Source organism: Vibrio sp. QJM3NY_15 (genome assembly GCF_057785995.1).
Genome location: NZ_CM173517.1, coordinates 579,703 through 593,688 on the forward strand (window position 1 = coordinate 579,703; position 13,986 = coordinate 593,688).

A 13,986-nucleotide genomic window follows, 5' to 3' on the forward strand; every position below is an offset into this window, starting at 1 on the left:
GTGATTCTAAAATGATGGTTCTAAAGTTGTTTAGTCAGCACGATAGAGAACGCCTAAAGAGGCCGCTCTGCTTGCGCCAGTCACTTCTGGTAAATTGCTTGGCAGTTGATGAACATGACGTTGAGCAAGCCACGCAAAGGCCATGGCTTCCATGTAGTCGGCATCAACGCCTTTACTGGTAGTCGACTCAACCTCCCAGCTAGGAAGCAGTTCAGACAGTCTCTTCATCAACAATGGATTTCTCGTACCACCGCCACACACATACAGTGCAGGTTGGTTACCCAAGCGATAAGTTTCCACTTCATTGGCTATCGTCAATGCGGTGTATTCACAAAGAGTGTACTGAACATCTTCTGCTGCAAGGTCTTTAAATTCTGTTAATTGTTGCTCTAGCCACTGTAGATTAAACAGCTCTCTGCCAGTGCTTTTCGGTGGCATTTGAGATAGATAAGATTCGTTCAACAGCTGTTCGAGTAAGGCCTGATTTAGTTGGCCTTTGAGAGCGAACAGCGCATCACGGTCAAACTTCTCACCCGTGTGTTTATCGACCCAAGCGTCCATCAACATATTGCCCGGGCCTGTATCATAACCAAGCGTTGGCTGGTTCGGGCGCAGCACTGAAATATTCGAGATACCACCAATATTCAACACCACAACTGAGCTGTCTTGCGGGTGAAAGATCGTATGGTGAAACGCTGGTACTAATGGCGCACCTTGCCCGCCAAGCGCCATGTCTTTGCGTCTGAAATCAGCGACTGTTTGAATCTGTGTTTTAGCGGCAATGATATTGGCGTCACCCAATTGCATGGTAAATGGTGAATCGCCGGTTGGCTGGTGGAATACCGTTTGACCATGATTACCAATCGCAGTCACTGAAGATGCAGGCGTGCCTGACTTTTCGAGAAGTTGCAGAACCGCATCAGCAAATAGATGACCAAGCTGGTGGTCGAGTTCGCCAATGGCAATCAAATCCGTTTTCTGACCAATACAAACCTCAAGCAAACACGCTTTGATATCATCAGGCATAGGAAACTCATCATGAGCGAGTAATGTGATACCAGTGTCTTCAATCGAAACTAAGGCCGTATCAACGCCGTCCATACTCGTTCCCGACATCACACCGATATACAGTTCTTTATGATCCATTCCTAAGCTCTTGCGCTGCATTCCTAAAGTCTTCCATAGATTGGTTTAAAAACATTGTAAAGCAAATTTAAAGAGAATAATCTCGGGAAGTTTATGAAATTAGGTTTAATAAGGGATAAATATGGGACCGTTGTGGGTAGATGTTGCGGGCTATGAGCTAACAGCTGAAGACAGAGAAATTTTAGAGCACCCAACCGTTGGTGGTCTCATCTTATTTGCTAGAAACTACCACGATAGCAAACAGTTATCGGCGCTAAATAAAGAGATTCGTAAAGTAGCAAAACGTCCTATTTTAATCGGTGTTGACCAAGAAGGTGGCCGAGTTCAACGCTTCCGTGACGGTTTTTCAATTATCCCAGCAGCTCAAGAATTTGCGACCAAGAATAATGGCGAACAATTAGCAGAACAAGCGGGTTGGTTGATGGCAGCGGAGTTGATTGCCCATGATATCGATCTGAGCTTTGCGCCTGTTTTAGACAAAGGCCACGACTGTAAAGCGATTGGTAGCCGAGCGTTTGGTGAAGATATTGATACCATCGTTCGCCACAGCAGTGCTTTTATTAAGGGCATGAAATCGGTTGGAATGGCGACAACAGGAAAGCACTTCCCTGGACATGGCGGCGTGATTGCTGATTCGCACCTTGAAACGCCTTACGATCCTAGAGACGATATCTTTGAAACTGACATGGCGATCTTCAAGGCTCAAATTGAATCTGGAATATTAGATGCGATGATGCCTGCGCACGTGGTTTTTTCTCACTATGATGATCAGCCAGCGAGTGGCTCTGAGTATTGGCTACAGAAAGTATTGAAGCAGCAGCTTGGATTCAAAGGCTTGGTATTTTCTGATGACTTAACGATGGAAGGCGCTGCAATTATGGGTGGGCCAGCCGACAGAGCGAAGGCTGCTCTGAATGCAGGTTGCGACATGGTGTTGATGTGTAATAAACGAGATGCACAAATTGAGGCTCTTGATCACTTAGCGATTCAAGAGGTGCCTTTAGCCAACTCATTGCTTAAAAAGCACAGCTTTGATTTACCGACGCTTCACTCGGATAGCCGATGGAAAGAGGCCTCAGAGCAAATTAAGCGAATGTTAAACGCTGGGTGATAAATAAACACTCTATAAGTTTTAAGAAGGCGATATTAAAGATATCGCCTTTTTTGTATGTGCTTGGCGTGGTTTAGGCCTATTTGTGCCTCAGAACGAACCAAAGATGAAGTGTAAATTAAAATTTACATCAAATGTTTTTTATTGTTTACACTTGCAATCGTTTTTGTAGCTGTTATTGTGTTTTTAAAGATTGTTAGCCCAAATGGAAATGTTGGGTGTAAAAATAAATATACAGGTTGAGTTATGCAAAAAAGTGAATTAAGCAATGTCAATATCATCGACGAACAGGTACTGATTACTCCAGAGGAGTTAAAAGCGAAATTACCTTTGAGCGATAATGCTCGTCGTTTTATTCAAGAGTCTCGTGAAACGATTGCGAATATCATTCATAAGAAAGATCACCGTATGCTAATCGTGTGTGGTCCATGTTCTATTCACGATCTAGAAGCGGCGAAAGAGTACGCAAAACGCCTCAAAGCACTTTCTGAAGAACTGAGCGACCAACTGTATATTGTTATGCGTGTTTACTTTGAAAAGCCTCGTACCACGGTTGGCTGGAAAGGTTTAATCAATGACCCACATCTAGATGGTACGTTTGATATTGAGCATGGTCTGCATGTAGGTCGTGAGCTTTTAGTTGAGTTAGCTGAGATGGAAATCCCACTAGCGACAGAAGCACTAGACCCAATCAGCCCACAATACCTAGCAGATACATTCAGCTGGGCTGCGATTGGCGCACGTACGACTGAATCTCAAACTCACCGTGAAATGGCAAGTGGCCTTTCAATGCCAATCGGCTTTAAGAATGGTACAGACGGTAACTTAGGTACTGCAATTAATGCGATGCAGGCTGCTTCTTCTAGTCACCGTTTCATGGGTATCAGCCGCGAAGGTGAGGTTGCACTGCTAACGACTCAGGGTAACCCAAACGGTCACGTTATTTTACGTGGTGGTAAGCAGACGAACTACGATTCAGTATCTGTACACGAATGTGAGCAAGAGCTGGGTAAATCTGGTTTAGAAGCTGCGTTGATGGTTGATTGCAGCCACGCAAACTCTCGTAAAGATTTCCGTCGTCAACCATTGGTTGCTGAAGACGTTATCCACCAAGTGCGTGAAGGCAATAAATCGATTATTGGCTTGATGATTGAGAGCCACATTAACGAAGGTAATCAGCCGTCAGATATTCCTCTAAATGAGATGAAATACGGCGTTTCTATTACCGACGCGTGTATCAATTGGGAGTCAACTGAGGCACTATTGAAGCATGCACATACGGAATTAGTCCCGTTTTTAGAGAACCGCCTGAAAGGTTAGTCAGAGTTTAAATTTAAGTGCCTCATCTAATGGGGCATTTTAAGATCTGTCGCTAACGAACCTGCGTCAATGCGGGCTTTTAGATTAGTACGGGCTTATAGATTAGTAAGGAATAAAATGGCCGTTGAACTGAACGAATTACGCGACCAAATCGATGCTGTCGATAAACAAATGTTGGATTTACTGGCTCAACGACTGGCTCTAGTAGAGAAAGTCGGCGAAGTAAAAAGTGAACATGGTTTACCTATTTATGTACCGGAACGTGAAGCCGCGATGTTGGCATCTCGTCGTCAAGAAGCCGAGAAAATAGGGGTTCCGCCACAGTTAATCGAAGATATTTTGCGTCGTACTATGCGTGAGTCTTATGCCAGTGAAAAAGATTCTGGTTTTAAGTGTCTTAACCCAGAGTTGCGTTCAGTGGTTATCGTTGGTGGTAATGGTCAACTTGGCGGTCTGTTTGGCCGTATGTTCAAGCTTTCTGGCTACGAAGTGAAAATCCTTGGCAGCCAAGATTGGGATAGAGCCGATGAGATCTTAGATAATGCCGGTCTTGTGGTTGTCACAGTTCCAATCCACCTGACGGAAGGTGTTATTGCGAAGCTGGGGAACCTACCAAGCGATTGTATTCTTTGTGATTTGACGTCGATTAAATCAAAGCCTCTAGAAGCCATGATGAACATGCACCAAGGCCCTGTGGTTGGATTACACCCAATGTTTGGTCCTGATGTTCCAAGCCTTGCGAAACAAGTGATTGTTTACAGTGATGGACGTGGTTCTGAAAGCTACCAATGGTTGCTGAATCAATTTGGTATTTGGGGTGCGAGCCTTTGCCAGATGGATGCTGCTGAACACGATCACGGCATGACTTTGATTCAAGCACTTCGTCACTTTACCTCTTTTGCTTACGGCTTGCACCTGAGTAAAGAGAATCCAAACATTGATCAACTTCTGAAGCTAAGTTCGCCAATCTACCGACTGGAGATTGCGATGGTTGGTCGTCTGTTTGCTCAAGACCCGAACTTATACGGTGATATCATTCTTTCTTCGGATGAGAATATTGAGATGATTCGACGTTTCCACAGTCGTTTCGGCGAAGCATTAGAAATCTTGGATGGGAAAGATAAGGCCAAGTTTGTTGATAGCTTTAATCAAGTCAGTGATTGGTTTGGTGACTACTCACAGCAGTTCTTGCAAGAGAGCCAAAACCTTTTAAAACAAGCACATGACTCGATTCATCGTGGCTAATCACTATTTGAAATTATAAAAAAAGAGCGACCTGATGGTCGCTCTTTTTGTTTGTGCTGAACGCTATGAAAGCATTTGGCCTACAGTAGGCTAAAAGCAATTAGATCATCATAGGCCAAACCAACATCTCCTAATAACCAACAATCAATAACTAGTTAGTCGTGATAGGCTTTTTGTTCTCTTCACTCGATACGGTGTCGATAGTCGAGCTAATGTAAGGCACGTTAGTCAGGTTGATCTGCAAGCGAACTACATTATCAATCAGTTGAACCAGTGGACCCCACTTAACCTTTTTCTCTTTCTCGAACACGTAGTTGAAGTTTTCCGGTGTCCAATCCATCAAGTATTGAGGGTTCAATGAACGACCAAGGAAGCGTACTTCATAATGCAGGTGTGGCCCGGTTGAGTTACCTGAGTTACCACAACTCGCAATCACATCACCTTTACTAACAAACTGACCGCTGCGAACTTTGAATTTTTGTAGGTGAGCGTAAGAACTCATGAAGCCGAACGAGTGACGCATAGTAATAAAGTTACCGAAGCCTTTTTTACTTGGGCGTACCGTTTCAATAACTCCATCTGCGGGCGCGACAATATCTTCACCACGCTTACACGTCAGGTCGATACCAGTGTGTACATGGCGTTTACCTGAAATAGGGTTAGTGCGGCTACCATAAGAAGAAGATATACGTTGATAAGCCATAGGACTGTCGTTTGGAATCAAGCGAAACATCGTGGCTCTTACTGCTGAATCTACCGCAGCCGCATCAATGCGATCTTCTAAAGAGACATCATCGGTAAGCAGCTCTTCATCGGCAAGGCCAAGTACTGATTCCACATCGAATACACGCTTACCAAGCAGTTGAATGGTGCCTTCTTTCTCGGTGAGTGTTTGCGATAACGAGTGATTGGTTTCTACCTGCTCGGCGTAAAGAAACTCGGTTTGCTCTTTTTCAACAATCAGTGTTTCAATCAACTGTTGTGCATCTCCTGCTTGCATCGCGAGCTCTTGTTTACCTTCGAAGTGCATGTAGGCAGCTCCGCCAATTAACAGCGGCACTGAAAAAATTGCAGTGGTGCACATGAGTACGGCTTTTCGGCCGAAGTAAAACGTCTGTTCCCCATTGTTAGAGGGAATAGTAATGGAAATTTTTTTAGACATGGTTCTGTATTAACTAAATGCTTCTAATAGAAAAAGGTAATGGAGATATTATTCCTGACCTAAATCGGTAAGGTGTTCAATCTCTCTATAAAGCAGTTCATCGTCGCCGACATTAAGCTCAACAAGGCGCTTAAGATGGCTAATACTATCAATATCTAAATGCTCTATGCGTAAACGCATTGAGGTATTGATGGTAGAGACTATCGTTGCTTCTAACTGAATATTGATATCACTGTTGGTGAGCTTAAAGCTGACTTGAACAGGAGCATCGTGGCTGAGTTGCTGCCATTTATCACATTGAATGAGTAAACCATGGAGAGATAAGTCTTGCACTGAGCCTGATACATTTACTTGTCCTTGTGAGATCTCAGTCGGGACTTGATAAATAACTCGTGAAAATTGACGTCTTTCAAGCATAGGTAATTTCTCTATATCAATAGGTAAATAGTAAGCCAGATATATCAAAGGCCGCTATTATCGCGGCCTTTGTTCAAAATACAAGCTAATTTACTTAGTAATACGCTTGTACTTGATACGGTGCGGTTCAGCCGCTTGTGCGCCCAGAGTCTTCTTCAGCCACTCTGTGTACTCAGTATAGTTACCTTCGTAGAAGTTAACTTGACCTTCATCACGGTAGTCTAAGATATGGGTCGCAATACGGTCAAGGAACCAACGGTCATGCGAGATAACCATTGCACAGCCAGGGAATTCAAGCAGCGCTTCTTCAAGTGCACGCAGAGTTTCGACATCAAGGTCATTGGTTGGCTCATCGAGTAGCAGTACGTTACCACCCGCTTTTAGCAGTTTCGCTAGGTGAACACGGTTACGTTCACCACCAGAAAGCTGACCGATAATTTTCTGTTGGTCGTTGCCTTTGAAGTTGAAGCGAGAGCAGTATGCACGAGCAGGGATTTCGAAGTTGTTGATCTTAATGATATCAGCGCCTTCAGAGATCTCTTGGAATACTGTTTTTGTGTCATCCATGCTGTCACGGAACTGATCAACAGAAGCAAGCTTAACCGTTTCACCTAATTCAACTGTGCCTGAATCTGGCTGTTCTGCGCCGCTTAGCATCTTGAATAGTGTTGATTTACCCGCACCGTTGGCACCAACGATACCGACGATAGCGCCTTTAGGCATGCTGAACGATAAGTCGTCGATAAGAACACGGTCACCAAATGACTTAGTTAGGTTCTTAACTTCAAGTACCTTGTCACCTAAACGCTCACCTGGCGGGATGAACAGTTCGTTGGTTTCGTTACGCTTCTGGTATTGGCCAGTCGTGAGTTCTTCAAAACGAGCCATACGAGCTTTAGATTTAGCCTGACGGCCTTTAGGATTCTGACGAACCCATTCAAGTTCTTTCTCGATAGTCTTTTGACGTGCGCTTTCGCCTGATTTCTCTTGCTTCAGACGCTCATCTTTCTGTTCTAGCCAAGATGTGTAGTTACCTTCCCATGGAATACCTTCACCACGGTCAAGTTCTAGAATCCAGCCAGCAGCGTTGTCTAGGAAGTAACGGTCGTGGGTAATTGCCACAACAGTACCGCTGTAATCAACAAGGAAGTGCTCAAGCCAAGCCACTGATTCTGCATCCAAGTGGTTGGTTGGTTCATCAAGAAGCAGCATGTCTGGCTTCTCTAGAAGTAGACGACAGATCGCAACACGACGACGTTCACCACCTGATAGGAATTCGATTTTCGCATCCCACTCAGGAAGACGAAGTGCATCAGCAGCACGCTCTAGAGCTGTCTCTAGGTTGTGGCCGTCTTTCGCTTGGATAAGTGCTTCAAGCTCGCCTTGCTCTTTAGCAAGAGCATCGAAATCTGCATCGGGTTCAGCGTAAGCTGCGTAAACCGCATCGATACGCTTAAGTGCATCTGCAACATCAGAAACCGCTTCTTCTACGATTTCACGCACTGTTTTTGATTCGTCTAGTACAGGCTCTTGCGGTAGGTAACCGACTTTAAGGCCTTGCTGTGCACGAGCTTCACCATCAATATCAGTATCAATACCAGCCATGATACGTAGTAGGGTAGATTTACCTGAACCATTTAGACCCAAAACACCGATTTTAGCGCCAGGAAAAAAGCTAAGAGAAATGTCTTTAAGAATTTGACGCTTAGGTGGAACAGTTTTGCTCACCCGAGACATGGTATATACGTATTCAGCCATTGCCGATCGATCCTAATTATTGTTCAAAATTGTCTGCCATTTTATACCAATATCCCCAAAGATGTTACTCCTAGGACAGAAAAGCCATTCTTGAACTAATCCTTACTTATTATTGTCACATTGGTCATTAAAACTATATTTAATAGGCTTCTGAGGCGAAGTGTTAAATATTAATAATATTTACACTCAAACTCTTTACATTTGATGTGATGTCGGGCGTAAATAGACTTCACGTATTCATACACGCACTAAGGAAAGAGCGAATGTTTTTCCGCATTGGTAATACGAAAATTGCTGTCGCTGCATCGGCAATTTTGTCTTCATTTTCACTGGCTCCGATGGCTTTGGCGAGCAATGCATCCGAGCTTGAAATGCAGCGTGATGTTTATGACAGAGCGCAAGAGGTTTTGGACAATCGAGATCTAAAAGCTTACTCAGCGCTGCGCAACAAAATTCAAACATACCCTCTAACGCCTTACACTGATTATCGCGCCTTTCTCATTGGTCTAGGTGATCGCACACCTGCTGAAGTGGATGCTTTTATTGAAGAGAATAAAGCTCTGCCATTTTCGAATCGTATGCGTGCACCTTACTTAGATTCATTGGCCTCTCAAAAGCAGTGGCAAACGATACTGGAATTTCAAACTCAAGAGCCAGTTGGTGAAAAATACCAATGTATCTACTACCGAGCGCATTATGAGCAAGGTAATCAAGAGCTCGCGTTCAAAGGTGCGAAACAGCTTTGGTTAAGTGGTAGTGGTGTTGATGACGCCTGTGACCCACTTTTTGAAGGATGGGATAAAGCCGGTTTAAGAACGGATGATCTGATACTCGAAAGGATGCTATTAGCGTTTGAAGGCCGTAACGGTAAGCTGATGACCTATCTGATTAAGCAATTAGATCATGATGAGTCAATTGCTCAAGCTAAGCAGATGAAGGCGTTGTACAACAAGCCTGAAAATGTGCTCGCGTTTGCTAAGAAGCACCCTGCGAATGAATTTTATCAAGCTCAAACCGAGTTTGGTTTTGAGAAACTGGCAAGGAAGTCAGCAAGCAGTGCTCAAGAGATTTTTGATGATGTTGTGAAAGCTCAAAAGCTATCTAAAGAAAAATCTCAAGAGTTAGCGGATTACCTCACGTTCCGTTTGATCAATACCGATTCTGAAGAGCTGATGGCGTGGCGAGACAAAATGCTCGCGAGCTCATCAAAACAAGTTTTGTTGGAACGACGTGCTCGCTTAGCGATTCAACATGCCGATTGGACTGGCTTGAAAGAGTGGATTTCGCGCTTAGATGATAAACATCAAGCTTCGCTTCGCTGGCAATATTGGCAGGGTAGAGCTGAGATAGTGCTAGGCGAGACTGCTGAAGGTAATAAACGACTGTCAGATATCTTGGGTCAGCGTAATTTCTACAGTGTGGCTGCCGCTAAGCAGTTAGGTAAGCCAGTTCAGTACCCAACATCGACACTCAAATACAACGCTGAAACAGTAAAGCCATTTGAGACTTCTTTGGTTCGAATCGGCGAGCTGATTGACCGAGATAAAATAGCGGCAGCGAAGAGTGAATGGCGTTGGTTGTTAACCAATGCTGACAAAGATCAGAAATCAATGCTTGCCGCTCATGCAGCGACACAGCGTTGGAATCACTTTACGGTAACGGCGAGTATCTCAGCGAAGATGTGGGACAACATTGCGTTACGTTTTCCTGTCGCTCACAAGTGGTGGTTTAACTTCTATGCTGAAAAGCACGATATCGACCCGATCACTTTGATGTCTTTAGCGAGACAAGAGAGTGCAATGGATTCAGAGGCTCGCTCTCCGGTTGGGGCTCGCGGTATCATGCAAATCATGCCGAAGACGGCTCAATATACAGCGAAGAAGCATCAGATTAAGTACCAGGGTAGTGATGATCTTTACGATGTGAGCAAGAACATTGAGATTGGCAGTCATTACCTCGATGGGTTGCTGTCTCAATATGATAACAATCGTATTTTTGCTTTCGCTGCATACAACGCAGGTCCGAGTCGAGTGAAACAGTGGCGTTCACGCAGTGATGAAAAGTTAGATGCGTACGCCTTTATCGAAATGATCCCATTTAAGGAGACTCGTGGCTATGTTCAGAACATCTTGATGTTTGAGACTTACTATCGAGATATCTTGGGCGAGAAGGGAACGTTTTTAGCGCCTCATGAGGCAAAAACGAAATACTAAGCTCTCGGCGCTTTGTCCGAAACTGAGTAAATATTAAAGGCAGTGAGTGCGAACCATTTGCACTTACTGCCTTTTTACATTGGATTACATCGAGTGTTTCGGTATAAAGTGTTGAACGCTTTCAATCGTTAAGCGACTCTTTAAAGTCAGAATTTAAAAGTAAGTGTAGAAATATGGCATCACAACCTGAATATGATAATTGGCAACAACTAATGGATTTGGTAAAAACAGCCGCTGAGAAAGATCAGCATGAGCTGTTGTTGACCATGATGATGACATCTGATGAACGCGATGCTTTGGTTGCTCGAGTTAATATTCTTTGTGAATTGATGAAAGGCGAGATGTCTCAGCGACAAGTGAGTCAAATGCTGGGAGTAGGCGTTGCGACGATCACCAGAGGCTCTAATGAGCTCAAGGCTAAATCTGAACAAGAGAAAGCGGCCATCGCCGAGTTACTGCTTAAGTAGATCTACTTATTAGCACTGAAGTTTGATAGAAACGCTAACAATCCGTTAGCGTTTTTTTGTTTCAGCTGCACTGGTTCGGCTTTCAACGAAATAACTTAAATCTATGAAAAACCGTGTCTTTGAAAGCTAAGCGGGAAAGTGCTCAGGATTAACGAAAGGGATAAGCGCCAAGATCAAAGCTTGATGATATACCGAACTGCGCGAGAGTTGGTTGTGTGTCAGTAAGCCAATCGCCCCACCTTTTTGCTTGATGTTGTCTGTACCGAAGACTTCATCCATCACATCCCCTAACTCATTTGCATACTGGAGCTTATCAAGTACAACAGGTGGCAGCATCAAGCTTGCAGAGCGAGATTCGCCACGTTGGCCATTTGCTTCAATTATCATCCAAGCAAAGGTTACGTTACCTTCAATTCCAGATTCTAATCCAACATGAAAGTCTGCATTTGGCTGTTCTTGGATCGCATTGCTCACGCGGTTTACTGCACCTTGATAGGTTTCCTCATTGCTCATGGGTTGATCAGCAACCCCGCTGGGTACGCTAACACCGATGAATTCGAATTCAGTATTAGGGAAAGCTGACAAGAACGCACTTTTAACGGCGTTGATTTTAGCTGGGTTGAGCGATGCGATGACTACGGATTTCATGAATGAGTTCTTATTGTTGTTGGTTAAATTGCAATTGATGTTCTCTGTACCAATCACTTAGGTCTTCAAGTGGCATCGGTTTGCCAAAATAGTAGCCTTGCAGCATATCGCACTGCGCCTCTTGTAACCATTGATGCATGCGTTTAGTTTCGATGCCCTCAGCGGTAACCTTCTTTCCTTGTGCATGGCACAAACTTATCACTGGTTTTACTATGTTCTGATTGTCTGTTTCGATCAAGGTTTCTAAAAAGCCCTTATCCAATTTGATTTTTTGAGTGGGATATTGAACCAACTGGGTTATCGATGTGTAACCAGAGCCAAAGTCATCAATCGCTAAGCGGTAACCCATTCGAGAGAGCTCGTTCAATAATGGAAACCCTTGTGAGTTTGAGTAGAAGGTCTCGGTGATTTCGAAATCGATCAAGTTCGGCGGAATGCCATTGATCTTGGCGTGTTCACCGATGAAAACCGCAAGATGAGTTGTTTCTATTCCTGCTGAAGACAGATTAATTGAGAGTTGAATCGAATGATCAAACTGAGCTTGAAGCTTATGGAACGAAGCAAAAGCATGCTGTATCACCCAGCGATCGACAAGGTCGAACAACCCTGTTTGTTCGGCAATTGGAATAAACTCATCAGGCGGTACAGAGCCTAGTTGTGGCGATTCCCAACGTAACAGCACCTCAACACCGATGACCTGACTTCCTGTTGAATCCATGTATGGCATATAAACGAGTTTGAACTCTTCATCAAAATTCTTATGTCTCAAAGCTTGTTCGATACTTGCTTGTCGTTGAATGGTTTTGTCTAAGTCTGAAGAGTAATCCGCGTACCGATTCTTACCTGCTCGTTTGGCTTGGTACATCGCAGTGTCTGCATTTGAGAGCAGTTTTTCTATTGAGTGACCGTCATTAGGGTAGGTTGCAATACCAATACTGACCGTAATCGGGTAGTTGCCTGATTCAGTGATAAACCCTTTTTGCAGAGGCGCTAATAATGTATCTGAAAACTTATGAGCGATATTCCCATGGCGAGCCGATGCATTGATGTAAATAACGAACTCGTCACCAGAGAGTCGAGCTGGCATACAATGGGCATCGTAATCCGTTTTGTATAGAACGCCGATCTCGGAAATACGTTGAGCGAAAGAAACTAAGATCGAGTCGCCAACTTGATGGCCATATTTGTCGTTCACAAACTTAAAATTATCTAAATCTAAGTAGAGTACCCACGTGTATGTTTTCGAGTTTGTTTTGGGGAGTGATTGCTCAACAAAGGTTTGGAATTGACGTCGGTTAGCGATCTTGGTCAGCTGGTCATTTTCAGCTAAAACCTTAGTTTGTTGATAGGTGTTATCTAACTCTTGGTACATGTCATAAAAACGATGCGATAAGCGACCTAACTCGTCATTCGTTTTTAAACGTTCAATGTTCTTTCTTTGCTTTTTTTCTACTTGTTGTAATTGTCGGTCTAACCGTGAAATAGGGGTAATGACACAGCGAGACAGCAGCATAAGTAGTAAGGCGACCGTTACTAAGGCTGACAGTGCAAACGACAGACTCAGTTTATTCCAGATAGAGTCGAGCTTATTGTTTAAAAGAAACTGAGCAGGGTCGACTGTTGCGTAAAGCTCAGGAGCCAGCTTCACTGAATGAGTTAAATCACTTTCCAAAGAGACTGCCGTTGGCGTGAAAAACAGGCTGGTTTGGTAGTCGAACTCGATCTGCTTTCTCAATGTATTAAATTTATCGAGAGAAACAGAAACAACCACAAAAAAAACATCACTAGGTTGGTAGCTTATAGAGGGCGAAACCGTTCTTTTATCGAGTACCTCATAGTGAACTAACATCCCTTCACCTTGAGAGTTTTGGACGTAATTGGTACTCGATTCTTCCAATGTTTTTTGATACTGATGATCAATAAACTCTAAAATCTTAGGGTCCATTTGGGTGAGTGCATCACGACTATTGTCTGCGTAATAACTGAGTTTTCGTTCACCATCAAGCAGTGCTAATCCAGTAAAGCTGTCATCACCATCTTGCAAGAATTGTATGGTTTCTCGAAGGTTATCGAGCAGTTCAAGTTCACGATATGGATTGTCATCAACTAAAAAATAACGTCGAACTAAGTCGCTTTTAGAGAGCGTGTAAGAGTAACTATTTAGGAAGGAGCGAGATTGGCGAAAATACCCAGCCAACTTTTCCATATTCAGTTGCAGTACGTTGTCTTCGCGTTTGATGAAGCTGTTTTTCTGCGTTGAGTAAATGATATAGCTAGAAGCTGCGGTACTAATCAGTATAACAGGGGCTATTAGAAGTAATATTTTAGTACTGAGCTTCATTGTTACATACAACACTATTTATAATTTTGTGCGTAAGTTTATGTTACTTGTTGATTGCTCGCTATTAATTACACGTTGTTAGATGATTTCCTGTGAAGGCAATAAGGTTTTGTCTTTATTGATAAAAGTGTGATTAGCGAGGGGTGTTATGTTGGTAA

General features: G+C 43.6%; 10 protein-coding genes and 1 pseudogene. 5 read left to right on the plus strand and 6 right to left on the minus strand.

The genetic code is table 11. The features are described from left to right. Positions 1 to 30: 30 nt before the first annotated feature. A complete protein-coding gene (locus tag AC3CKG_RS02540) occupies positions 31 to 1,146 on the minus strand; it encodes an anhydro-N-acetylmuramic acid kinase (protein WP_488528771.1) in 1,116 nt (371 codons plus the stop codon). A 121-nt stretch (positions 1,147 to 1,267) separates the two neighbouring features. Between AC3CKG_RS02540 and nagZ the strand changes: the two genes are divergently transcribed. The 3 genes from nagZ to tyrA all read left to right on the plus strand — a co-directional run bounded on the left by nagZ (position 1,268) and on the right by tyrA (position 4,822). Continuing rightward, positions 1,268 to 2,257, plus strand: coding sequence for a beta-N-acetylhexosaminidase (nagZ, locus tag AC3CKG_RS02545; RefSeq protein ID WP_102513267.1), 990 nt, complete (start codon positions 1,268 to 1,270; stop codon positions 2,255 to 2,257). 246 nt (positions 2,258 to 2,503) lie between these two features. Next, positions 2,504 to 3,577: a 3-deoxy-7-phosphoheptulonate synthase gene (locus AC3CKG_RS02550; protein ID WP_010434849.1), complete on the plus strand. Its 1,074-nt coding sequence runs from the start codon at positions 2,504 to 2,506 to the stop codon at positions 3,575 to 3,577. 117 nt (positions 3,578 to 3,694) lie between these two features. Further along, positions 3,695 to 4,822 (plus strand): bifunctional chorismate mutase/prephenate dehydrogenase, encoded by a 1,128-nt coding sequence (gene tyrA, locus AC3CKG_RS02555; protein ID WP_104210818.1) that lies wholly within the window; start codon positions 3,695 to 3,697, stop codon positions 4,820 to 4,822. Positions 4,823 to 4,973: 151 nt separating this feature from the next. On the opposite strand, the gene AC3CKG_RS02560 is transcribed toward tyrA, so the two are convergent. The 3 genes from AC3CKG_RS02560 to ettA form a co-directional block, all read right to left on the minus strand. Continuing rightward, positions 4,974 to 5,984, minus strand: a complete 1,011-nt coding sequence (locus tag AC3CKG_RS02560; RefSeq protein ID WP_108156871.1) for a M23 family metallopeptidase — start codon at positions 5,982 to 5,984, stop codon at positions 4,974 to 4,976. A 48-nt stretch (positions 5,985 to 6,032) separates the two neighbouring features. Further along, complete coding sequence (locus AC3CKG_RS02565; protein ID WP_065105649.1) at positions 6,033 to 6,401, minus strand: PilZ domain-containing protein; 369 nt, start codon at positions 6,399 to 6,401, stop codon at positions 6,033 to 6,035. Between the two features lie 90 nt (positions 6,402 to 6,491). Continuing rightward, entirely contained in the window at positions 6,492 to 8,159 is a 1,668-nt protein-coding gene (gene ettA, locus AC3CKG_RS02570; RefSeq protein WP_017110510.1) for an energy-dependent translational throttle protein EttA, read from the minus strand. Positions 8,160 to 8,422: 263 nt separating this feature from the next. Between ettA and sltY the strand changes: the two genes are divergently transcribed. Both sltY and trpR read left to right on the plus strand, forming a co-directional pair. Beyond that, positions 8,423 to 10,372, plus strand: coding sequence for a murein transglycosylase (gene sltY, locus AC3CKG_RS02575; RefSeq protein WP_488528772.1), 1,950 nt, complete (start codon positions 8,423 to 8,425; stop codon positions 10,370 to 10,372). 173 nt (positions 10,373 to 10,545) lie between these two features. Then, positions 10,546 to 10,839 carry a trp operon repressor gene (gene trpR, locus AC3CKG_RS02580; protein WP_017110512.1) on the plus strand — a complete coding sequence of 98 codons (294 nt, stop codon included), beginning with the start codon at positions 10,546 to 10,548 and terminating at the stop codon, positions 10,837 to 10,839. A gap of 126 nt (positions 10,840 to 10,965) precedes the next feature. Here trpR and yjjX read toward each other — a convergent pair whose 3' ends face one another. Both yjjX and AC3CKG_RS02590 read right to left on the minus strand, forming a co-directional pair. Further along, positions 10,966 to 11,487, minus strand: coding sequence for an inosine/xanthosine triphosphatase (yjjX, locus tag AC3CKG_RS02585; RefSeq protein WP_102485513.1), 522 nt, complete (start codon positions 11,485 to 11,487; stop codon positions 10,966 to 10,968). Next, positions 11,450 to 13,828: pseudogene (locus tag AC3CKG_RS02590) on the minus strand (putative bifunctional diguanylate cyclase/phosphodiesterase). Before AC3CKG_RS02590 ends, yjjX begins: the two are co-directional and overlap by 38 nt. Between the last annotated feature and the right edge of the window lie 158 nt (positions 13,829 to 13,986).

Coding starts and splice junctions, on each gene's coding strand:
- AC3CKG_RS02560 (WP_108156871.1), bottom strand. CDS start 5,984: ATGTCTAAAAAAATTTCCATTACTATTCCCTCTAACAATGGGGAACAG.
- nagZ (WP_102513267.1), top strand. CDS start 1,268: ATGGGACCGTTGTGGGTAGATGTTGCGGGCTATGAGCTAACAGCTGAA.
- AC3CKG_RS02540 (WP_488528771.1), bottom strand. CDS start 1,146: ATGGATCATAAAGAACTGTATATCGGTGTGATGTCGGGAACGAGTATG.
- yjjX (WP_102485513.1), bottom strand. CDS start 11,487: ATGAAATCCGTAGTCATCGCATCGCTCAACCCAGCTAAAATCAACGCC.
- trpR (WP_017110512.1), top strand. CDS start 10,546: ATGGCATCACAACCTGAATATGATAATTGGCAACAACTAATGGATTTG.
- AC3CKG_RS02550 (WP_010434849.1), top strand. CDS start 2,504: ATGCAAAAAAGTGAATTAAGCAATGTCAATATCATCGACGAACAGGTA.
- ettA (WP_017110510.1), bottom strand. CDS start 8,159: ATGGCTGAATACGTATATACCATGTCTCGGGTGAGCAAAACTGTTCCA.
- AC3CKG_RS02565 (WP_065105649.1), bottom strand. CDS start 6,401: ATGCTTGAAAGACGTCAATTTTCACGAGTTATTTATCAAGTCCCGACT.
- sltY (WP_488528772.1), top strand. CDS start 8,423: ATGTTTTTCCGCATTGGTAATACGAAAATTGCTGTCGCTGCATCGGCA.
- tyrA (WP_104210818.1), top strand. CDS start 3,695: ATGGCCGTTGAACTGAACGAATTACGCGACCAAATCGATGCTGTCGAT.